Origin of the sequence: Pseudomonas sp. FGI182, assembly GCF_000511325.1 — a bacterium.
GTDB classification, from domain to species: Bacteria; Pseudomonadota; Gammaproteobacteria; order Pseudomonadales; family Pseudomonadaceae; genus Aquipseudomonas; species Aquipseudomonas putida_Z.
The window spans coordinates 3380963-3400461 of sequence record NZ_CP007012.1; the positions used below are offsets into that span (position 1 = coordinate 3380963).

A 19499-nucleotide genomic window follows, 5' to 3' on the forward strand; every position below is an offset into this window, starting at 1 on the left:
CGCCCACAGCATGATGGGCACCGCTCAACCCGCCTACCCTGCCTCACTGCCAAAGGCGTAATCCTTGAAAACAAACCACCCGGTCCCATGGGAGCACTGTTCATGCCTATCGACTTCAGGCCCGCTCAAGCCTCGGACGCGCACGATATTGCGCGCTTCTTTCAACTGACATCGGAGGGCATGGCCGATTACATATGGAGCAAGCTTGCCGCACCTGGGGAAGCACTGCTGAGTGTCGGTGCGTCTCGCTATGCCAGGGAACAGGGCGACTTTTCCTACAAGAACTGCCTGATGGCCACTTTCGAAGGGCGTGTCATCGGCATGATGCATAGCTATGCCTTGCGCGAGACCCCTGACAGGCCTGTCGAGACAGACCCGGTCCTCGCGCCTTATTCCGACATGGAAATACCCGACACCTTGTACATATCCAGCCTGGCCCTGGATGAGGCCTGGCGCAGCCAGGGGCTGGGCGTCCAGTTTCTTCGCCACGCCCAGCAGCGCGCCGAGGAGTCGGGCCTGAATGGGCTATGCCTGATCGATTATGCAGAAAACCACGGTGCACGCCGCTTCTACGAACGTCACGGTTTTCAAATTGTTAAAACCTGCCAGATCGTTCCGCACCCGATGCTGGGCGTAACCGGTGAAGCCTATTTGATGTATCGCCCTAACCACAACGTGCTCGAGAAAAAGCCATGAACAAGAAACTGACCGTGTTCCGCGAACTGGATATCCAACCGATACGCGACCTTCCCTTTTTTGAAGAGGTGGTGGAAGGCACCCCTCATACGCTGACGTCCAAGTACTATCACGATGAACAGCAAGGTCGCATTTCCGGAGAATGGGAAGCCAGCACCGGAGCGTGGCGCATCGACTACAAGGTTTGGGAGTTCTGCCATGTCCTGAGTGGATGCTGCGTCATCGAGCTTGAGGGTTGCGCCCCCATCAAACTGGCCGCTGGCGACACGTTCATCATCGAACCGGGCGCCAAGGGCAAATGGACCGTGCTGGAAGACATGAAAAAGAACTTCGTGATTCTCTTGCCCGCGAACTAGGCGCGGCAGGCCACAACAGCCCTCTACCTCATGGCTGCGCTCTCGCGCATGGAACAAAGCCTTTGTGGGAGCAACTGTCTTGCTCAATTTCAAAAAGCTGGCGCGATCCCTGTGGGAGCGGGCTTGCCCGCGAACACGGGCGAAGCCCGTGCCATCCACCACGGTGTTGGCTTCGCGGGCAAGCCCGCTTCCAGGCGGCTCACGCTGCGTTCTGGATTTACGTTGTACCTTCAGGCTGCGGTAGCACTAGATCGAGCCATGATGTACCCGTTCTGAGCATGGCATTTAACCGCACGATGAACGTTCTCATGCAGGCCACGATAGCGACTTTGGGAAGTTTTCCGCGCTCCCGCAGTGACTGATAACGAGCCTTGAGTGCTGGGTTGTATTTCATCGCCACAAGGCATGCCATGTACAGCGATCGCCTGACCGCAAATCGCCCGCCAGAGATAGAGCGCTTGCCCATGAATTTCCCGCTGTCGTGGTTGAAGGGCGCCACCCCAACCAGGGAGGCAATTTCTCTGGACTCAACCCGACCTAGCTCCGGCAGCAGCGCTATTAGTTTGCCCGCTGTCACCATCCCAATACCTTTCACTTTGATCAGCTGGGCAACCCGTTCGTCGTTCAGCATCGCGATTTGCTGTTCGATCTCACACTCAACCCGTTTGATCTGCGCCTTGAAGTGTTTCAGGTTGGCATTCAGGTAGTTAGCAACTGCAGTCGATTGCACCTGCTTCAGGCGCCGCAGGTCGTCATCTCGCTGTTGAACCATCCGATCACGTTGCTGAAGCAACTCTCGCAGAAGCGCTCGTTCGGGGCTGACTCGCAGAGAGGGTTGATCTGGAATGACTTCGGCATAGTGCGCCAGAACCTCGGCGTCGATGGCGTCAGTCTTGGCCTTGATGCCTAAAGAGTCAGCGAATGACCTGGCTCGCCTGGGATTGACGCGTATGACCTTGTAGCCAGCGTCCTGTAGAAAACACATGACATCTCGCTCGTAGCCACCCGTCGCCTCTAACAGGACGCGCTTGATACTGAGCTTGCGAAGGCTCTCCAGTAGCGCCTCAAACCCTGTTGGATCATTGCTTAAATGCATTTTGATGCCCTGTGGCCGCACCGCAGCATCAAGGGAGAGACTGGAAACATCGATACCCAAGAAGGAAGCCATCACCAAAACCTCCTAAACTCAACACAGTGAGAGGACTTTGGCTTGGCCCACGCTTGTGATTCGAGATCAGAGCCGCATCCAACTGTTCGGGCTCTCGCCAAAGTGGAACGGTGAATGGCAGCTTTTGCTCCCACACGTGCTCAAGGCACCTACGGCATTCAGCTTGCCATTCACCGCTCTCACTCCAAATTCTAATCCCCCATCAAGACACAAGCGGCCTTGTGTCGCGAAAGGGCCGCAAAGCGGCCCCAATTTGCTTAACTGACCGGCATTAGGGTAACCCCTGTTGCTGAAGCCAAGCCCGCCACTTCATGGCAAGCCCCCCCCCACGAGATCACTACTGATCCTGAGGTCGAGAATGGCCACGAACGGCCAGTCGACTGATCCAGCCGAGGCGGTTACGCTGTTTTCCTTACCTGCACGGAAGCGCCTATGACAGAGACATTCCAGGGAAGCTGCTTGTGCGCAGCGGTCACTTACGAGCTACTCGCCCCGCCAAAGGCAGTGAGCCATTGCCATTGCAGCCAGTGCCGCAAAGGTCACGGGGCCGCATTCGCTTCGTACGGCAGCGTTCCACGCAGCATGCTGCGAATACTTCGCGGCGCCAACAGCATCAAGGCTTTTGCTTCATCACCGACGGTAGTGCGCGAGTTCTGCGCCGAGTGCGGTTCGACCTTGTTCTGGTCACGCCTCGAGGGTGAGTTTGCTGACTGGGTTTCGATAGCGCTGGGTACGCTCGATACCCCGTTTCTACCCAGGAAGCAGAAGCATGTTCACGTGGACTGCGCAGTCCCCTGGTACAAACTACCCAATGCCCATCCTCAGGTTGACTGAAGACTCAAGATCGATAGCGTCCCCTCTTTCATGCAGTTCAAATCTGGGGGGACTTCATAGCAGGTGCCTGGAGCAAGGGGCGCTGGAGGTATTGGCCTGGCTGGCCGCAATTGCTGCGGCCAGCCCTTGCGATGGGCCTGTAACGCGGGGGTCAGTCGTCGTGGCGGTGTTTGTTGCGCCAGCCGTAGTGATTGCCACGGTCGTGGCGGTGACGGCGCCAGCCCCGATCATCGTCATCGTCGTCATAATCACGATAGCGATGCCCGCTCTCGTCATCGTATTCCCGGCCCATGTGGTTGCCCAAGGCACCACCCACACCGCCACCGGCTGCTGCGCCGATCATGCTGCCAGTGGTGCCGCCCATCTTGCGACCCACCACGTTACCGCCAGCTGCACCCAGTGCGCCGCCAATGGCCGCCTCGCCACGGCTGTGCTTGTCGGCACCCACCGCACCACCGGCCGCGCCACCCAGGCCGGCGCCGATTGCCGAGCCGGTGCTGCCGCCGATCGACTGGCCGACTACCGAGCCCAATACTCCACCCAATGCGCCACCTATACCTGCTTCGGTATTGCCGCCTGCCGACGCAACGCCGCTCAGCAGGCCAAGTGACAACAAGAGAATCGAGGAGTACTTCATATGTGAAAGCCTCAGAGGGATACGGAGGCGATCCTGAGGCTCTGCACAGGGCCTTACAATGGAAATCCGACGAGTGACACGACTTGGAAAAATTCTCCAAGTTACTGTTTTCCCAACGGAAACTTTAGGGATTTTCGCTGGTCACAGGCTGATTGCGAAAGGCCTGTCCAGTGTCGCGCTGGATGCTACCTGCTGGCCCTGTAGGAGCGGCCTTGTGTCGCGAAAGGGCTGCGAAGCAGCCCCAGCAACTTATGCGTCTGCGCCGAAACCCTGGGGCTGCTTCGCAGCCCTTTCGCGACACAAGGCCGCTCCTACACTGCGATAAGTCCTGCCCCGTCAGCTGTGCCTCTACTCCACAAACACTACTTTTCTACCCCAAAGCTTGCGTGACCCAAACCACTGGATCAACAAGGTGAAAAGTGCGCCGAGCAAAGCCAAGGCCATGTCCTTTTGCGCATCCCAAGGGTCTTGCTGGGTCGCGAGAAAGGCTTGTGCCCGGTCATCGCCCAGGTATTGGCCGCCTATCCATTCCAGCAGTTCGTAGAGCGCCGATGTCGCAAGCACGAAAGAAACAGCGCACAACGCCAACCAGCCGCCCCGCAAAAGGGCCTGGCGCTGGAGCAGTTCCCTGATCGGCAAGACGAACAGAAGGCCGTAGCTCAGATGCACCAGACGATCGAACTGGTTGCGTTGCCAGCCGATCCAGGCATTCAGAGAGTGATCGGTAAGCGCACGCAGCCAAGCGTCATAGGGAACCTTGGCATAGGTGAAATGCGCGCCTAGCTCATGAATCGCCAGCATCACCATGATTGCCAGGTAGGCATGCCACGAAAAGCGCCAATAGCGGCTGGTTGCAGCCAAGGTGAGCAGGAGTGCCAGCGGCAAAACGTTTTCGAGCCACCAATCTGCACGGTCATGTGGCGCAACCCCCGAGGCAAGCACCATCAACGTGGCCGATGCCAGCAAGCCCGCAGCCTGCCGTGGCGTGGCCGACGGGGCAAAGCTTGTTTGCAACGCTGGATTCTTGGTCATGGCTTCACGCTCGGTTTGACGTGGCTCATGGCACCGGCTTCGCCGGTGTTCGCGGGCTTGCCCGCTCCCACAGGGACCGCGCCGAATTCACGAAGGCACTTTGCCCGTGGGCGCGGGTGAAGCCCTGCTGCACCGCTCAACTGCTCACGGCCCGCTCAACGCTTGCGTTGCGCTTTATCACGAGCTGTTTTCTGCGCAGTGGAATCATGGGACGTGCCAGTTGACCCATCAGGACGCTGCGCATCATTGTCCCGTTCCTCTTCGCCTTGGGTTCCGCTGCGAGGTGTCTCCGATCCTTTCTTCATCTCCCCTCCTACCCCTTGCTATGTTCAGGCGACGACGGCCCGGTACCGCGTTTGATTCCACGCGGTCCAAGCACGCCCCAGATGGCAAGGCCGACAATGGGCAGCGCCAACAGCAACAGTGCCCACATCGCCTTCGTCACATCGCTCTTGTCACTGCGGAAAACACTGACGATGGCCCACAGATCGAGCAACACGATGATCGCCGCAACAGCGATCCAGAAATACGTCACAGGCTCGGTCATGATCACTTCTCCTCCGGTTGTTCCGGCAGCAGCGCGTGGCCCGCGCTACCACCCTACTACCCAGAGGAAGCCAGCAAGCGGAACAAAGTTCAGGAAGCTTTCCCCACCATTGATGGGTGGTACACAAGCAATGAACCAATCCCGCAGGAAACACGTCCACCAAAAAACAACGCACGAGTGACCGGCCATGACGACCGACCCCGTACTCGCGGCCCTTGATTACCTCAAGGCCCACAAGCTGGTGCTGACCACGGCAGAATCCTGCACAGCCGGCGCCATGGTTGCGCTGCTGGCAGCAGTGCCGGGGACCGGTGAGGTACTGGAAAGCGGCTACGTGGTGTACTCGCCCAGTGCCAAGAAACGCCTGCTCGGCGTCAGCCCGCAGACTATCGAACGCTACGGCCTGACCAGCGAGGCGGTAGCCTGGGAGATGGCGCTCGGCGCATTGAAAGACAGCGACGCCACCGTCGCCATCGCCAGCACGGGTGTCGCCGGGCCGGAGCCGCAGGATGCCATCGCCCCGGGCACGGTGTGCTTTGCCTGGGCCTTTGCCGGCGAGCCCTTGGCCGTGTTCACTCGCAGCCAGCGCTTTTTTGGCGAGCGCGCGGAGGTAATCCGCCAAGGCGCGCTCTACGGGTTGTCGCACCTGGCCCATTACCACCAACGCTGGCTGCGCGGTGAGCGCGCCTGAGGGGCTACGTGAAGGGCTACGAGCATGGACGAAGACGAGTTGGCTTCAAGGCATTACCCCGTCGAAGAAGACATGCGAATGCAGCAGCGGGTCTGGCGTTTCGAACGGGTGGGATGGTACGCGCTGGTGCTGGTCGTGCTGCTGGGCCTGGCCGGGTTGTTCGGCAACGGTCCGCTCAGTGACGCCCAGGACATGAGTGAGGACGGCCGGGTGCATGTGGAGTATCAGCGCCTCAGCCGCAGCGGCACCACCGACAACCTGCGCATCACGGTTCGCGGTACTGCCGGGGAGCCTGTGATGTTGTTGCTCGGGGGGACCCTGCTACGCGAAGCCAGCATCGAAACGCTGCAGCCAGAGCCGCAAGTGTCGCGTTCCCATGGCAGGTCGCTTCTGCTCCAGCTTGGCACCAGCAAAGAGGGTATCGCCACCCTCTACCTCACCCTGCGCAGCGAATACGTCGGCACGCTCGAAGGAGTTGTCAGCGCCGGCCCGGGCAGCGCAGTGCATTTCTCGACCTTTCTCTACCCGTAGGAGCGCGACATGGACTCCATTCTCCGTGCGACAGGCATGTACATCGCGCTGATGCTGCTGTTTCGCGTGGCTGGCAGGCGCTCGCTGGCAGACTTGACCACCTTCGACTTCGTCCTGCTGCTGATCATCGGCGAAGCAACCCAGCAGGCATTGCTCGGCGAGGACTTCTCGTTCACCAACGCCATGCTGGTGATCGCCACACTGATCGTCCTGGATGTCGGCCTGTCGCTGGCCAAGCTCAACTCCAGGCGCCTGGCCCGGCTGGTCGACGGCCACGCGACACTGGTCGTGGACCATGGGCGCTTTCTCCACCACCGAATGCGGCGGGCGCGGCTGACCGAAGACGACATTCTCGAATCGGCGCGGGACAGCCAGGGCATCGAAAGCGTCGGGCAGATCAAGTTCGCCATCGTCGAGCGCAACGGCAAGATCTCGATCATCCCGCAGGAGTGACCCTGCCGGGCTCGTGCAACCTGCGTGGTTCCTTGTGGGTGCAGCCTTTCGCGAAACCAGTACGTTGATCATCCGCTTTGAACCTTGGCGCGCGGGCCCTACTCCATCGAAGGCAATCGTGATTTTTCCAGCCCCTAAGAGGTGTTGCATGAACGCTATCGATTTGTTGATCCAGGACCATGAGCTGGTGAAGAAGCTGCTGGAGGAACTGTCCTCCACCACTGAGCGCGCAGTGAAGAAGCGCGCCGAGTTGCTCGAACGCATCAAGCAGGAAGTAAGCATCCACACCGCCCTGGAAGAAGAGCTCCTGTACCCGGCCATCAAGCAGGCCGGCGGCAAGGAAGAAGCGAAGATGTATTACGAAGCCAAGGAAGAGCACCGCACCGTCGACTCGCTGGTGTTGCCGGACCTGCTGCAAACCGAGACCGGTACCGTCGAGTTCGCCGGGCGGGTCAAGGTGATGAAGGAACTGTTGGAACACCATATCGAGGAGGAGGAAAGCGAGCTGTTCCCGACCGCCCGCAAGCTGCTGGGCAAGCAGGAACTGGATGAGCTCGGCCAGGCCATGGAAGCGCAGAAGAAACTGCTCAAGGGCGAACAGCGTGCCGCGTGATGGAGGCCTGGATCGACTTTCTTGAATGGCCCGCCATGGTCCTGACGGTACTTGCCGCCTGGTGCATCGGCTCACGGCGCCCAGGCCGGCGCAAGCTGGGTTTCTGCTGCTTCATTGCCAGCAACGTGCTGTGGGCCGCCTGGGGGTGGCAGGCGCAAGCCTGGGCGCTGATCCTCCTCCAGGGCTGCCTGTGCGCCATGAACCTGCGAGGCTGGAAGAAAAACACTGCCGTGGAGTCGGGTTGAAAGCCCGGTTCCATGCCTGAAAGCCCAACGGCGAGGAGCCAGACCATGATCGAACCCAACACACCCGACCCGTACGTGGACGAAGTACCCCACAACCCAGGCGAGCCTGTGCCTGAACAGGAACAGGAGCAGCAAGCGCCCGACTGGCCCGAAGGCCAGGTGCCGCCAGAGGAGCAGTCCGACGGCTGAGGCTCACCTAACGAGTGGCGTTGCCTGCTTCGCCGGCAATGCCGCTCCCCCAGTCACCCAATCCTGCGCAAGGAGGCAAGTGTCCCATGAGTGATCGCATCATCGCCTTGTTCACCGATACCACACTGTTCGGAGTTTCCGTTCTCAATTTGTTGCTGGCACTGACGGTAGCGCTGCTGACATTCCTCGTGGCGCGGGCGACCATCAGTTTCATGCTGCATCGGGTCAGGCGCTGGTCCGAGCATGACGGCGCGCTCAGCCAGGTGCTGGCCAAGGTGCTCGCCGGAACCAGCAATTTTCTGCTGTTCCTTGCCTCGCTGCTGGTGGGCCTGAGCATGCTCGACCTGCCCGAGCGCTGGCTGACCCGGGTCGGTAGCCTGTGGTTCGTGGTGGCGGCATTGCAGATCGGGCTGTGGGCCAACCGCGCCATCGGCCTGGGCCTGAGTCGCTACTTCGCCCGGCATCGCACCGACGGCTTGAACCAGGGCAGCGCGCTGGCCACGCTGTCGGCATGGGGCGCGCGGGTGCTGTTGTGGTCAGTGGTGCTGCTGGCAATGCTGTCCAACCTGGGCGTGAACATCACCGCCTTCGTCGCCAGCCTGGGGGTAGGCGGTATCGCCGTTGCACTGGCCGTGCAGAACATCCTCGGCGACCTGTTCGCCTCGCTATCCATCGCCGTCGACAAGCCGTTCGAAGTGGGCGACTTCATCGTCATCGGCCCGCTGGCCGGCACGGTGGAGCACGTGGGGCTGAAGACCACACGCATCCGCAGCCTGGGCGGCGAGCAGATCGTCATGGCCAACGCCAGCATGATCAGCAGCACCATCCAGAACTACAAGCGCCTGCAGGAACGACGGATCGTGTTCGAGTTCGGCCTGTCCTACGACACGCCAACCGAGGCCGTGAAGAAAGCACCCGCCATTGTCGAGGAAGCGATCAAGGCACAGCAGCAGGTGCGCTTCGACCGTGCCCACCTGCGCGGCTTCGGCAAGGAGGCGCTGGAATTCGAGTGCGTGTATATCGTCAAGGACCCCGGCTACAACCTGTACATGGACATCCAGCAAGCGATCAATTTCCACCTGCTCGAGCGCTTCTCGAAGGTGGGTGCAAAATTCGCCGTACCGGTACGCGCGATCAAGGTCACGGCCTTGCCAGAGGAATCGAAGCGCGGTCCTCAAAGTATTCACGTGGGGTAACCCGCCCCCGTGCATGTCAGCGCTCCAAGCATTCCGTCGCTTTCACGGCACGGCCGTGGGTGATGCAGGCCGAACAGAAGGTGACCAACCCGCAACGGAGTATCGCCATGAAGATCATGAAGCCTCATTCGTTACTGCTCGCGCTGTACCTGGGGGTCAGCGCACCTGTGGTGCTGGCAGCCACCGACATGAACGATCAGCGTGCTCCTGGCACGCAGCCGCACGACAGTGGGCACATGAACGGCCAAGGCGGAGCGACCGGCTCCGGCACGCCTGCGGATGCCATGGGGACGGGCTCTGGCGGCACCGATAGCAATGATACTGACAATACCGGTGGCGATGGCACTACCGACCGATCGGGTAGTGACAGCAATGGATCGGAACGCGGCAACGGAACCGGAGGCTCCGGTGGTTCGGGCTCCAGCGGTAGTTCCGGTAGTTGAAGGTTCGCTCGAACTGCCTACGGCCGACGACGCGTGCTCAGCTCGATCCAGACTGGTGCATGGTCGCTGGCCTTGGGTTCGTTACGCACCCAGGCATCGACACCAGCCCGCTTCAGGTAAGGCGCGAGCTCGGGGTTGAGCAGCAGGTGGTCGATACGCAACCCGGCGTTGCGGGCCCAGTGGTTGCGGAAATAATCCCAAAAGGTATAGATGCGTTCGTCCGGATACAGATGACGAATGGCATCGACCCAGCCTTGATTCAGCAGTTTCTGGTAGCACGCGCGTGATTCGGGCTGCAGCAGCGCGTCCTTCATCCAGGAGCGCGTGTTGTAGATATCCATGTCGGTAGGCACCACATTGAAATCACCCGCCAGCACCGCGGGATGACCACTGTCATGCAGCCCTTTCACATGGGCGATCAAGCTTTCGAACCAGCGGAGCTTGTAATCGAATTTCGGCCCCGGTTGCGGGTTGCCGTTCGGCAGATACAGGCATGCCACCAGCACGCCCTGCACCGCTGCCTCGAGGTAGCGGCTCTGGTTGTCGTCCTCCATGCCAGGCAGGCCACGACGTACTTCCAGCGGTTCGCTGCCCCGCGCCAGAATGGCCACGCCATTCCACGAAGGCTGCCCTTGGTAGAGGCAACCATAACCCGCCGCTTCGAGCGCCTGGCGAGGAAACTGCTGATCCGCCGCCTTGAGTTCCTGCAGGCAGGCGATGTCGGGCTTTTCCCGCTCCAGCCAGGCCAGCAGTGCCGGCAGCCGGCTACGAATGCCGTTGATGTTGAACGTGGCAATCTTCAGCGCTTTCATGCGTCTGGGTCGCTGACGTGGGCCTGCACGGCATCTTCCAGAGCACGCACATGGGCGTCATCGGCCAATGCCTTGAGTGCCAGCCAGTCGTCCCAATCGATGGCGCCATCGTCACGCAAAGCCTCGGCTGTGCGCAGCAGTTCATGGTGGTAGGCATCCGGCGACTCACGCCGGTAACTGATGTCGTCATACTGGGCGTACCAGGCCTCAAGCTCAGGGATGCTGCGTTCAATGCTCATAAGGGAGCCCTCACGGTGTCCTTTGCATTAAGAGCCTCAACCATGCAACGACGTTCAAATCCAACGCTGATCGCTACGTTCTATGATCAAGCGGATCGATATCCTGGATCACTGAGCATCGTTTTTCATTGAATCACCGCGCCGTCACCATTAGCTCCACAAGCAACATCTGGAGCGGGTACATGGCCTCCCCCATTTTCAACTCAATGAGACAAGGCGCTGATGCAGCGGACCTTGGCGATAGCGTTTCCATCGTTTCTTGCGCAGCCATCGACGCCCTGGGGCTTGCACCATGAACTGCGGCCCATTCTGGGTGATCGTTTTCTTCGTGCTCATCAACAACGGCTGCTCGCTGCTGGGCTTCGGTGAAGGCTCGGTGGGAGGTGTGGCGCGGAGTATCGAGTCGCGAACGGAAATCACCATCGCCACCACGCTGCAACGAGCGCAAAAAACCAATGCAGGCGGCCTGCCGCCTGACGATGGGCAACTGCTACCGGCGATATTTCTATTGGTTCGCGCCTGAGCCGTCAGCGGATGGGGAGAACAGCACATAACTCATTGAATCAACGGGGACTCTGTGGGAGCGGCTTTAGCCGCGAACACCGGCGCAGCCGGTGCCATGCACCGCGTTGGATTCTTCGCGGCTAAAGCCGCTCCCACAGGGTACGCGCACTGTTTGCGGATTCAGTTCTCTACGCGACAGCGCAGCCCAAAGGACCGGGCGATATCCCACAGAACTGCGCGGGACCTTGTGGGAGCGGGCGCGCCCGCGAAGAGGCCAGATCAGGCGACACATCACTTCGGGCCTTTACCAACCGCCAGCCGAACCGCCCAGTGGCTGCGCATGAAACGAGCTCGCCGCGAACCAGGTTTCCCGGTTCGCGGCGTAATTGAAGCGTTACTCAGGCAATCAGGTAGGAATGCCTGCCAGTCGCCAGACAGGCGCCGGAACCGGTTCGGCCTGGCTACGGTTGCGTGCCCACTGGGTCAGGGCAGCCATCATGGCAAAGCCAAGCAGGATCAGTACCGGATAAGCCAGCAGCAACTCGGTCAGCGAGTATTTCCAGGCCAGTGGCCGGCCAACACCCAGCATGGCTGCATACAACCAGGACACACCCGACAGTGCGCCGGAGAACAGTGCGAACATCCGCACGCCAAAATTAAGGTCCAGCAAGTTGCCCGCTTTGAGCAGGGCAGGCAATACATAACGATGCAACAACATGCCATTGAAGGTCAGCAACATGACAATAATGACCTTCGCTTGAAGTTTCGGATTGGCAAAATAGTTCATACCTTTATCCAGGTAGTCAATTCCAATCACTGCGGCGCCCGTGAGCCACAAGAATATCAGGGCATTGGCCACGGACTTCTGCAAGCTCGTCATATGCTTACTGTCATGCCCGGCCTCTTTATTACCTTTCAACAAGTTCCTGACCATCTCGGCGTCACTGGCGAATACCAGGCCGATGGCAATGCAACAGGCCAGTAAATGAACGTAAATCACCGACAACCGCACCAGCTCCATGGATTCTTTCTGCCCGAACAGGCTAATAATTGTATTAATCTCCACGACGTTTTCTCCACGTAATGCGTTAGCGCTAGATGACCTTGCAATAGGCGTGCGAACGATTTAATCGCAGCGGCAAAGCCAAATTCGACTCGTTAAATGAAAAAGCAGATCATTATTCAATACACACGGTGGCTCACCCGAAGAGCCTCGGTTGGGCATGGCATTGCTCCACTATTCAGGAAAAAAAAAGCCCCATGAGCATCCCTGCGATGCCGATGAGGTTGAACGTCCATAAGTTCTGGGGGAAAGGCGCGAGGTGCAATCACATTGAAGGCACCTGCTGGCAAATAGGAGTCAGCGTCGCCCAAATCGTTCATTTCTCAAGCAAAACGACCGACAGGCGGTACACTAAATCAAGTTAGTTAGTTTGCTAAGTTGTTGTAATTTGACCGAGTGGAAAGTTTTATCGGCAACTGGATCCAAACTTCGCAAGTGACTTTGAATGCTCTATTCCGCAGTTTCGCAGATCTCGTTTTGCAGGTGGCCGTGGCTGAAGTGCCATCAGTCAGGCCAAGGCCAGCCCCATTCCGATCGCCTCGCGCTGCCAGCAGCCCGTCTGTCGCCTCCAGCCTGCCAACACCCTCAAATTTGTCCTGGGTGATGGCAGGCAGCGCAAATACCCTCAATGACTGCCCAATGCCGCAGACGCCACGCGCCCCGGCACCTCCTCATCGATCTGCGCCATGCTCAATCGCGATGTCTCGCGCAGCATGAGCGAACACACCGCAACCAGTGCAAGTGCCCCCGCGCCATACAGCGCCACGCCCAACGGGTCATGGTTGGTGAGGATCAGGATGGCCGTGGCGATGCTCGATGCGGTGCCGCCGCCCAGCGCGGCGCCGATCTGGTAGCTGGCCGAGATACCCGAGTAGCGCATGCTGCGCGGGAACTGCTCGCCGAGGAAGGCCGGGATAGGCCCTTGGGTCGCGCCCATCAGCAGGCCGGTCAGGCTGTAGGCGCACAAGGCGATGGCGAAGCTCTTCATGCCCACCAGGGAAAAGAACACGAACAGCCCCACGGCCATTGCCACTGCGCCAAAGCACATCACCGTGCGCCGCCCCAAACGGTCCGACAGGTAGCCGAACAACGGTGCCGACAGCACGATGGCGACCGACATCGCCAGGTCGAACATCAACGCCTCGGTGCTGCCAAAGCCCACCTGCGTGGCGTAAGTCAGGAAGAAGGTGCTGCCGATGTAGGCGATGGTGCAGTAACCGAAGGCGATCCCGGTGCACAGCAACAGCTGCCGCGGACGTTGGCGCAGGGCCGCGGCCAACGGTGCATGTTCAGGTTTGGTCACGGGCGTGGTGGCCGCTGCCGGTGCCTTCAGGCGCGCGTACAGGCCGATCAGCACCAAGCTGCCGCCCAGCCAGAACGGGATGCGCCAGGCGAAATCGACCAGGTTGTCGTCAAAGGCCGCGCTGACGATGGCGAACACCCCAGCCCCGAGGATGCCTCCCACGCCAATCCCCATGCTTGTGAAGCTACCCCACAGCCCGCGCCGCCCCGGTGGCGCAGACTCGATGCCGAACAGCGCGGCACCACCCCACTCCCCGCCAGCCGCAAAGCCCTGGACCAGGCGCAGCAGCACCAGCAGGATCGGCGCGGCCACGCCGACGCTGGCATGGCCGGGCAGGCAGCCGATGAGGAAGGTGCTCATGCCCATCAACAGCAAGGTGGCAACCAGCACCTTCTGCCGACCGATGCGGTCACCGAAGTGGCCGAACACCAGGCCACCCAACGGTCGGGCAAGAAAGCCCGCACCGAAAGCGCTGAAGGCCACCAACGTGGCTGTCAGGTGGTCCATCTGCGGGAAGAACACCTGGGGAAACACCAGTGCGGCGGCGGTGCCGTAGATGATGAAGTCATAGAATTCCAGCGCCGTCCCCAGTCCGGAGACGCAGAAGGTTCGCAAGGCGGAACGGGATGACGCAGGGTAGGAATGTTGCGCATGCATTGTTGTTGTTCTCGTTCAGCGGCGCCGCCTTGAGCTGGCGGCACCGGGTTGGCTCAGAAAGTGTCGAAGCCGGCCTTGGCCAGTTGCACAGGCGTGCCGGCCACGTACTGCAGGGCACAGCGTTCGGTGTCGATGCCGACGCTGAGCAAGGTTTCCCAGCGTTCGGTATCGGGCATGGCCATGTCCGGGTGGAAGCAGATTGGCGCCCTGTCGCCCTCGGCGCCGCACATGGCCTCGGCCCGGGCACGCAGGTCAGCGCTGGCCATCTGGCCGACCACCTGCTCGAGGTGGCCCAGACGGCATTGGGTATCGGCACGGTCGGCGACCTGCTCGCCCAGGCTCAGCTGTGGGTCGAGGAAGTGATTGGTGTGCAGCAGCCAGCCGTCTTCCCGTGGCAAAACCAAGGCGGTGCGCGCGGGGCTCAATTCGATGCTGGCCGCGCGCGGGCTGCGGTCCTGGCGGGAGAACACTGTCAGCACGGTGGAGGCACTGACCCGCGCCGAACGGGCAAGCTCGATGGCCTCCTCGACACTGCTGGCCTCCTCCAGCAGACGCCGGGCGATGGCGTGTACCGGCACACCACCACTGTCGTTGTCACTGGTGTGGTGGAGGATATTGAAGTGCAGGCCGAGGCCCGCGCTGTTCACACCAAGCTTGGCGAGCATGCCGAACTCGCAGAACAGCTTGACGTTCATACCGCGCTCGGTGTGCAGCGCCAGCATCAGGCCATGGGGGCACAGGCTGTCATGCCAATCCCAGGTCTGCAGGGTCTGCGGCGCACGTGCGCCACGGGGTGCATGCACGGTGGTGGAGCATTCGCTGTGGCGGGTTCGGGCCGCCAGTACTTCAGTGCGGGCGTTCAGGCTCGCCAGCTGCCACAGCGGCAGCTCGGCACCGCTGGCCATGCCGGCCACTTCAGCGGCCAGGCCCGGGCTCCAGGCTTCCAGGGCTGCCAAGCTGTTTTCGCCGATACGCTGCGCCTCACTCAAGGGCACGCCAACCCGCGGGAAAAAGCCCAGGTACAGTGCAGTGGTGGTACGGATCAGCTCGGCGAAGCGCGCACCTATCTGGTGGCCACGCTCGAGGGGGTTGCGGATGTCGCTGACATGGGTGTGGATCTTCAAGGCGGAGAACTCCTGGTACAGGCCGCGGTGGTCAGGCAAGCACCGCTAGCCTAACGAGGCCTCCCCCAATCGATCATCGCCACAACCCGCACAACTTTTGTGCCCCGATGGAAAAACTCAGCCCCGTGCCAGCGCCTGCGCGCCCTGCCCGTGCAGGTGCTCATGCAGCAAGGCAATGAACGCCTGCACCTTGCGGGTATTGCGCCGGTGCGGCAGGTAAAGCACGTGCACCCAGGGGCCGAATGCGCTCAGCGCCCGCCAGTAGTCGGGCATCACCTCCACCAGCTGCCCGTTGGCCAGGTAGGGGGCGGCACACCAAGTGGGTACGAACTGCAAGCCCTGCCCATCGAGCAGGCAGGCCAGCAGGAAGTCGAAGTTGTCGCTCACCAGTCGAGGGGTGGGCTGACGCACACGCAGCGTCTGGCCGCCGTGTTCGATCCACCAGAAGCTGCGATTGAGCAGCGGGTGGCGCAACAGCAGCCAGTCGTGTTGGGCATAGTTCTCCAGAGTGATCGCCTCGCCTTTTTGGGCCAGGTAGGCAGGGCTGGCGCAAAGGATCACGCGGTTCTCGATCAGCGGCTGGGCGATCAGCTCCGGCTGGTCGGTGGGGCCGTCGCGCAGCGACAGGTCGTAGCCGCCATCGATCAGGTCTTCGTTGGCATCGTTGAGGTTGACATCCAGGCGCACCTGCGGGTGCTCGCGCATGAAGCGGCAACACACCTGGTTGAGAAACGCGGGGCCGAACGACGGTGGCGCGGTAATGCGCAGGGTACCGCGCAGCGCGTGCTGCAACTGCTCCACTTCCTCGGTCACCCGTTGCAGGTGCATCAACGCCTGGCGCGCGCCTTCCAGGTACAAGGTACCGGCCTCGGTCAGCGCCATGCGCCGGGTGGTGCGTTCGAACAGGCGCACGCCCAGTTCGCTCTCCAGGTGCGCAACAGCCTTGGTGATGGCAGACGGCGTCTTGCCAAGTTGCTCGGCCGCACGGCTGAAGCTGCCGTGCTCGGCGGCAGCGACGAAGATGGTCAGGGCCATCATCTTGTCCATGGTTTCTTCCTGTTCGGCACAAACGGCGGGAGTGATGCGAGGGTGGCGAGTATCTGCCCCTCCTATCAAACCCGCAAATGCCGTCGATTTGAATAGGCACGGCAAGGTCCGCTGCTTGCACCCTGGCAAATACGGGCTCGGGATTCTTTCCCCATCACGAAAAAAGTTGTGCCTGCCCTCGCCTTTATCCGCCCTGGCCCCCTGGCTAGGCTGCGGCGCCATCACGACAAGAACGAGGCACAGCATGAAGCAGCTCCTGAAGATGGCAATCAGCGCCGGCCTGGCCTGCACCTGCATGCCGGGTTTCGCGGCAGTGGACCTGATCCTGCACAACGCCAAGGTCTACACCGCCGAGCCCGGCCAGCCCTTGCAGCAGGCCGTGGCTGTCGAGGGCGAGAAAATCGTCGCGGTAGGTTCAGATCAGGCCGTGCTACGCCTTAGGGCCGAAGGCAGCCGGGTCATCGACCTGGGCGGCAAGGTGCTGATGCCGGGCATGCTTGATGCCCACTCGCATGCCATAAAGGGTGGCCTGCAACTGGTGCTGGCCGACCTCGCCGGCGAGCAGGTTGCCCTGGACGAACTGGAACGGCGCCTGCGCCAGTGGCGCAGCGACGGCAAGGCCGTGCGCGGCGAGTTCCTTGTCGTCGGTGGTGTACCGGGCACCTACTGGAATGACATTCCGGCGCTGGAACAGCGCTTCAACCACGGCGAATGGGCCGAGCAACCGATCCTGTTCGCCGCCAACGACATGCACACCGGCTGGGCCAACCAGGCCATGCTCAAGCGCGCCGCAATCGATGCCGACACCATCGCTGCCCTGCCTGCCGAGGCACGCAACACCATCGGCCAACACCCGGACGGAACCCCAAACGGTTTCCTCGCCGATGCCAGCTACTACCCGGTGACCGACCTGCTGCCCGCGCTGCCCCATGCCACCCTGCTGAGCGCAGGGCGCATGGCCCTTGACCACTACAAGCAACTGGGCATCACCGGCTGGATGGACCCGCTGGCCAACGAGCTGCCGGGGGCCGATGTGAACAACCATTCGCTGGGCGTGCTGCCGGTATACAAGGACCTCTCCGCGCGCGGCGAGCTGACCGCCCACGTCGCCGCCCTGCTGATGGCCGATTCCAGGGCACGCCCTGCCGACCTGGACGAACTGGACAAGGTACGCCGGCAATTTCTCGGCGTGCATAACCTCACCCTGCCAGGCATCAAGGTGTTTGCCGACGGCGTTGCCGAAGCGCCAGCGCAAACGGCGGCGATGCTCGAGCCCTACAGCAACTCCGGCAAGCATGGCGAACTGCTGCTGGACCCTAAGCACTTTGGCGAGCTGGTCAGTGCCGCCGACGCCCGTGGCTGGCTGGTGCACGTGCATGCCATCGGCGACCGCGCCGTGCGCGAGGCGCTCAATGGCATCGAGCAGGCACGGCGTGATCGCCACAGCGGCATCCCCCATTCCATCACCCACTTGCAGATGGTCAACCCCACGGAATACGCCCGTTTCAAGCAGCTCGACGTGATTGCAGCAATGCAGCTGTACTGGGCCAGCGCCGACCAATCGAACATGGAGCTGGTCAAGCCGTACGTGAACGCCATGGCCTTCATGCACACCTTCCCGGCCCGTTCGCTGCTCAAGCATGGCGCCACCCTTGCCGGCGCCAGCGACTGGCCGATCACCACCCCGGATCCTTGGCAGGCGATCTACCAGGCCATCAGCCGCAAGGGGCCCAAAGGTGTGCTCAACGCTGCTGAAGCCATCGACCGTCAGGTGATGTTCCAGGCCTATACACTCAACGCCGCCCGCACCATGCGCCTGGAGCAGCAGATCGGTTCGCTCAAGGTCGGCAAGCAGGCCGACATGATCGTGGTCGACCGCGACGTGCTCGACGTCGATGCCGAAACGCTGCGCGATACCCAAGTGCTGCAGACCTGGTTTGCCGGGAAGCTGATCTACGCGCGCTGACCTGCGGGCCTCATCGACGCGGTCTATCAGCTCATCCATTCCATCGATTTGACCGCGTCAAATTGCCTCATGTAGCTTGCCGCCCTCTTCGCAGCTGGCCCAAAGGTGCGCGTTACACCTTTGCGCCAGCTGCGCAGCCTACCCCGTACTGATCAAGCCCCACCACGGCGTGCCTGCCAGTTGCGTCGCCGTCACTGTGTTCGAGTTTGCGAAATGTCCGTCAACAGCCCCACCCGTATCACCGAGCTCGTCATCGAGAGCGGCGTCAAAAAAGCCCATCTATCCACCCATGCGACACTGGTCCTGGGGTTTCTCGCAGGTGCATTCATTTCGCTGGGGTTTCTCCTGGCTATCCACGTCAGCACCATGATCCCGGTACAGTGGGCCTCGTTCGGCACACTGCTGGGCGCCGCGGTATTTCCCATCGGCCTGATCCTGGTGATCCTGGCCGGTGGCGAACTGCTCACCGGCAACATGATGAGCCTGCCCTTGGCGATGTTCGCCCGGCGTATCGGCCCAGGCGCCGTGGCGCGCAACTGGCTGCTGGTGACCGTTGCCAACCTGTTGGGTGCACTGTTCGTTGCCGGGTGCTTCGGTCACCTGCTGGGCCTGACCGAGGGGGCCTACCTGAACAAGATGTTGGCGGCTGCGACCAGCAAGACCAACGCCGACTTCCTCCACGCCTTCGTGTCCGGAATCGGCTGCAACTGGCTGGTGTGCCTGGCAGTGTGGCTGTCGTATGCCAGCCGTGAAATGAGCGGCAAGATTCTCGGCATCTGGTTCCCGATCATGGCGTTCGTCGCCATCGGTTTCCAGCACGTGGTAGCCAACATGTTCCTGATTCCGGCAGCGATCTTTGCCGGCTACCTGAGCTGGGGGCAGTTGGTGGAGAACCTGGTGGCCGTGTTCCTGGGGAATGCGGTGGGTGGGGCGATCTTCGTGGGGTTGGCGTACTACGTGTCCTACGGTGTGCCTTCGCAGGAAGCGTGCGAGGTGCAGTGAAGCATTGCGGTCAGGCACGCTTGTGCAGGTGATGTGCCCTGCACAAGCCTGCTTGACCGTTCGTCACTATCCTTGGGCCACGCTAGGCGACACGATGTTCGGCCGGATGCTGACGGCGGTCATGTCATCGCCGACTCAATGGGGACCGGAC

The 19499-nt window shown here is 61.3% G+C and carries 24 protein-coding genes; 14 read left to right on the forward strand and 10 right to left on the reverse strand.

What is annotated here, in order from left to right; all coding sequences use genetic code 11:
- The first annotated feature begins 102 nt into the window (after positions 1-102).
- Positions 103-696, forward strand: a complete 594-nt coding sequence (locus tag C163_RS14905; RefSeq protein WP_025339505.1) for a GNAT family N-acetyltransferase — start codon at positions 103-105, stop codon at positions 694-696.
- Entirely contained in the window at positions 693-1052 is a 360-nt protein-coding gene (locus C163_RS14910) for a cupin domain-containing protein (RefSeq protein ID WP_025339506.1), read from the forward strand. Before C163_RS14905 ends, C163_RS14910 begins: the two co-directional genes overlap by 4 nt.
- Positions 1053-1269: 217 nt before the next feature.
- Here C163_RS14910 and C163_RS14915 read toward each other — a convergent pair whose 3' ends face one another.
- Positions 1270-2220, reverse strand: coding sequence for an IS110 family transposase (locus C163_RS14915; protein ID WP_025337292.1), 951 nt, complete (start codon positions 2218-2220; stop codon positions 1270-1272).
- Positions 2221-2652: 432 nt separating this feature from the next.
- Between C163_RS14915 and C163_RS26535 the strand changes: the two genes are divergently transcribed.
- Positions 2653-3054 carry a GFA family protein gene (locus tag C163_RS26535; RefSeq protein ID WP_081742282.1) on the forward strand — a complete coding sequence of 134 codons (402 nt, stop codon included), beginning with the start codon at positions 2653-2655 and terminating at the stop codon, positions 3052-3054.
- 151 nt (positions 3055-3205) lie between these two features.
- Here the strand turns inward: C163_RS26535 and C163_RS14920 are convergent, their stop codons facing one another.
- From C163_RS14920 to C163_RS14930, 3 genes are all read right to left on the reverse strand, one after another.
- Positions 3206-3691: a glycine zipper domain-containing protein gene (locus C163_RS14920; protein WP_025339507.1), complete on the reverse strand. Its 486-nt coding sequence runs from the start codon at positions 3689-3691 to the stop codon at positions 3206-3208.
- A 348-nt stretch (positions 3692-4039) separates the two neighbouring features.
- Positions 4040-4723, reverse strand: coding sequence for a DUF2238 domain-containing protein (locus tag C163_RS14925; protein ID WP_025339508.1), 684 nt, complete (start codon positions 4721-4723; stop codon positions 4040-4042).
- A gap of 313 nt (positions 4724-5036) precedes the next feature.
- Entirely contained in the window at positions 5037-5270 is a 234-nt protein-coding gene (locus tag C163_RS14930) for a PLDc N-terminal domain-containing protein (RefSeq protein ID WP_004376302.1), read from the reverse strand.
- A gap of 187 nt (positions 5271-5457) precedes the next feature.
- Between C163_RS14930 and C163_RS14935 the strand changes: the two genes are divergently transcribed.
- The 8 genes from C163_RS14935 (at position 5458) to C163_RS14965 (ending at position 9631) form a co-directional block, all read left to right on the forward strand.
- The gene (locus C163_RS14935) at positions 5458-5961 is read left to right on the forward strand and encodes a CinA family protein (protein WP_025339509.1); all 504 of its coding nucleotides are present in this window, start codon (positions 5458-5460) and stop codon (positions 5959-5961) included.
- Positions 5962-5985: 24 nt separating this feature from the next.
- Positions 5986-6492 (forward strand): hypothetical protein, encoded by a 507-nt coding sequence (locus tag C163_RS14940; RefSeq protein ID WP_025339510.1) that lies wholly within the window; start codon positions 5986-5988, stop codon positions 6490-6492.
- A 9-nt stretch (positions 6493-6501) separates the two neighbouring features.
- Positions 6502-6945, forward strand: a complete 444-nt coding sequence (locus C163_RS14945; RefSeq protein ID WP_025339511.1) for a DUF421 domain-containing protein — start codon at positions 6502-6504, stop codon at positions 6943-6945.
- Between the two features lie 148 nt (positions 6946-7093).
- Positions 7094-7558, forward strand: a complete 465-nt coding sequence (locus C163_RS14950; protein WP_025339512.1) for a hemerythrin domain-containing protein — start codon at positions 7094-7096, stop codon at positions 7556-7558.
- Entirely contained in the window at positions 7558-7803 is a 246-nt protein-coding gene (locus C163_RS14955; protein WP_025339513.1) for a hypothetical protein, read from the forward strand. The genes C163_RS14950 and C163_RS14955 overlap by 1 nt, the downstream gene beginning before the upstream one ends.
- 45 nt (positions 7804-7848) lie before the next feature.
- Positions 7849-7992 carry a hypothetical protein gene (locus C163_RS27150; protein WP_155951623.1) on the forward strand — a complete coding sequence of 48 codons (144 nt, stop codon included), beginning with the start codon at positions 7849-7851 and terminating at the stop codon, positions 7990-7992.
- Between the two features lie 86 nt (positions 7993-8078).
- Positions 8079-9188, forward strand: coding sequence for a mechanosensitive ion channel family protein (locus tag C163_RS14960; RefSeq protein WP_025339514.1), 1110 nt, complete (start codon positions 8079-8081; stop codon positions 9186-9188).
- Between the two features lie 107 nt (positions 9189-9295).
- Positions 9296-9631, forward strand: coding sequence for a hypothetical protein (locus C163_RS14965; protein WP_025339515.1), 336 nt, complete (start codon positions 9296-9298; stop codon positions 9629-9631).
- 17 nt (positions 9632-9648) lie between these two features.
- Here the strand turns inward: C163_RS14965 and xth are convergent, their stop codons facing one another.
- Positions 9649-10443, reverse strand: a complete 795-nt coding sequence (xth, locus tag C163_RS14970; RefSeq protein ID WP_025339516.1) for an exodeoxyribonuclease III — start codon at positions 10441-10443, stop codon at positions 9649-9651.
- Entirely contained in the window at positions 10440-10682 is a 243-nt protein-coding gene (locus C163_RS14975; protein ID WP_003257678.1) for a hypothetical protein, read from the reverse strand. Before C163_RS14975 ends, xth begins: the two co-directional genes overlap by 4 nt.
- A 292-nt stretch (positions 10683-10974) precedes the next feature.
- On the opposite strand from C163_RS14975, the gene C163_RS14980 reads away from it, so the two are divergent.
- On the forward strand, positions 10975-11205 hold the full coding sequence (locus C163_RS14980) for a hypothetical protein (protein ID WP_003257675.1): 231 nt from the start codon (positions 10975-10977) through the stop codon (positions 11203-11205).
- A 387-nt stretch (positions 11206-11592) separates the two neighbouring features.
- Here the strand turns inward: C163_RS14980 and C163_RS14985 are convergent, their stop codons facing one another.
- From C163_RS14985 to C163_RS15000, 4 genes are all read right to left on the reverse strand, one after another.
- On the reverse strand, positions 11593-12207 hold the full coding sequence (locus C163_RS14985; RefSeq protein ID WP_025339517.1) for a hypothetical protein: 615 nt from the start codon (positions 12205-12207) through the stop codon (positions 11593-11595).
- Between the two features lie 667 nt (positions 12208-12874).
- Positions 12875-14209, reverse strand: coding sequence for an MFS transporter (locus tag C163_RS14990; protein ID WP_025339518.1), 1335 nt, complete (start codon positions 14207-14209; stop codon positions 12875-12877).
- Between the two features lie 53 nt (positions 14210-14262).
- Positions 14263-15333, reverse strand: coding sequence for a C45 family peptidase (locus tag C163_RS14995; RefSeq protein WP_025339519.1), 1071 nt, complete (start codon positions 15331-15333; stop codon positions 14263-14265).
- Between the two features lie 117 nt (positions 15334-15450).
- Entirely contained in the window at positions 15451-16380 is a 930-nt protein-coding gene (locus tag C163_RS15000; protein ID WP_025339520.1) for a LysR family transcriptional regulator, read from the reverse strand.
- A 244-nt stretch (positions 16381-16624) separates the two neighbouring features.
- Here C163_RS15000 and C163_RS15005 point away from each other — a divergent pair, with 244 nt between their 5' ends.
- Positions 16625-18346 carry an amidohydrolase gene (locus tag C163_RS15005; protein WP_025339521.1) on the forward strand — a complete coding sequence of 574 codons (1722 nt, stop codon included), beginning with the start codon at positions 16625-16627 and terminating at the stop codon, positions 18344-18346.
- 213 nt (positions 18347-18559) lie between these two features.
- Positions 18560-19348 carry a formate/nitrite transporter family protein gene (locus tag C163_RS15010; RefSeq protein WP_025339522.1) on the forward strand — a complete coding sequence of 263 codons (789 nt, stop codon included), beginning with the start codon at positions 18560-18562 and terminating at the stop codon, positions 19346-19348.
- The last annotated feature ends 151 nt before the right edge of the window (positions 19349-19499 follow it).

What these genes read in the sequence shown, in the direction of transcription:
- C163_RS14905 (WP_025339505.1), top strand. Translation starts at nt 103, where the DNA reads ATGCCTATCGACTTCAGGCCCGCTCAAGCCTCGGACGCGCACGATATT.
- C163_RS14910 (WP_025339506.1), top strand. Translation starts at nt 693, where the DNA reads ATGAACAAGAAACTGACCGTGTTCCGCGAACTGGATATCCAACCGATA.
- C163_RS14915 (WP_025337292.1), bottom strand. Translation starts at nt 2,220, where the DNA reads ATGGCTTCCTTCTTGGGTATCGATGTTTCCAGTCTCTCCCTTGATGCT.
- C163_RS26535 (WP_081742282.1), top strand. Translation starts at nt 2,653, where the DNA reads ATGACAGAGACATTCCAGGGAAGCTGCTTGTGCGCAGCGGTCACTTAC.
- C163_RS14920 (WP_025339507.1), bottom strand. Translation starts at nt 3,691, where the DNA reads ATGAAGTACTCCTCGATTCTCTTGTTGTCACTTGGCCTGCTGAGCGGC.
- C163_RS14925 (WP_025339508.1), bottom strand. Translation starts at nt 4,723, where the DNA reads ATGACCAAGAATCCAGCGTTGCAAACAAGCTTTGCCCCGTCGGCCACG.
- C163_RS14930 (WP_004376302.1), bottom strand. Translation starts at nt 5,270, where the DNA reads ATGACCGAGCCTGTGACGTATTTCTGGATCGCTGTTGCGGCGATCATC.
- C163_RS14935 (WP_025339509.1), top strand. Translation starts at nt 5,458, where the DNA reads ATGACGACCGACCCCGTACTCGCGGCCCTTGATTACCTCAAGGCCCAC.
- C163_RS14940 (WP_025339510.1), top strand. Translation starts at nt 5,986, where the DNA reads ATGGACGAAGACGAGTTGGCTTCAAGGCATTACCCCGTCGAAGAAGAC.
- C163_RS14945 (WP_025339511.1), top strand. Translation starts at nt 6,502, where the DNA reads ATGGACTCCATTCTCCGTGCGACAGGCATGTACATCGCGCTGATGCTG.
- C163_RS14950 (WP_025339512.1), top strand. Translation starts at nt 7,094, where the DNA reads ATGAACGCTATCGATTTGTTGATCCAGGACCATGAGCTGGTGAAGAAG.
- C163_RS14955 (WP_025339513.1), top strand. Translation starts at nt 7,558, where the DNA reads ATGGAGGCCTGGATCGACTTTCTTGAATGGCCCGCCATGGTCCTGACG.
- C163_RS27150 (WP_155951623.1), top strand. Translation starts at nt 7,849, where the DNA reads ATGATCGAACCCAACACACCCGACCCGTACGTGGACGAAGTACCCCAC.
- C163_RS14960 (WP_025339514.1), top strand. Translation starts at nt 8,079, where the DNA reads ATGAGTGATCGCATCATCGCCTTGTTCACCGATACCACACTGTTCGGA.
- C163_RS14965 (WP_025339515.1), top strand. Translation starts at nt 9,296, where the DNA reads ATGAAGATCATGAAGCCTCATTCGTTACTGCTCGCGCTGTACCTGGGG.
- xth (WP_025339516.1), bottom strand. Translation starts at nt 10,443, where the DNA reads ATGAAAGCGCTGAAGATTGCCACGTTCAACATCAACGGCATTCGTAGC.
- C163_RS14975 (WP_003257678.1), bottom strand. Translation starts at nt 10,682, where the DNA reads ATGAGCATTGAACGCAGCATCCCTGAGCTTGAGGCCTGGTACGCCCAG.
- C163_RS14980 (WP_003257675.1), top strand. Translation starts at nt 10,975, where the DNA reads ATGAACTGCGGCCCATTCTGGGTGATCGTTTTCTTCGTGCTCATCAAC.
- C163_RS14985 (WP_025339517.1), bottom strand. Translation starts at nt 12,207, where the DNA reads ATGGAGCTGGTGCGGTTGTCGGTGATTTACGTTCATTTACTGGCCTGT.
- C163_RS14990 (WP_025339518.1), bottom strand. Translation starts at nt 14,209, where the DNA reads ATGCATGCGCAACATTCCTACCCTGCGTCATCCCGTTCCGCCTTGCGA.
- C163_RS15000 (WP_025339520.1), bottom strand. Translation starts at nt 16,380, where the DNA reads ATGGACAAGATGATGGCCCTGACCATCTTCGTCGCTGCCGCCGAGCAC.
- C163_RS15005 (WP_025339521.1), top strand. Translation starts at nt 16,625, where the DNA reads ATGAAGCAGCTCCTGAAGATGGCAATCAGCGCCGGCCTGGCCTGCACC.
- C163_RS15010 (WP_025339522.1), top strand. Translation starts at nt 18,560, where the DNA reads ATGTCCGTCAACAGCCCCACCCGTATCACCGAGCTCGTCATCGAGAGC.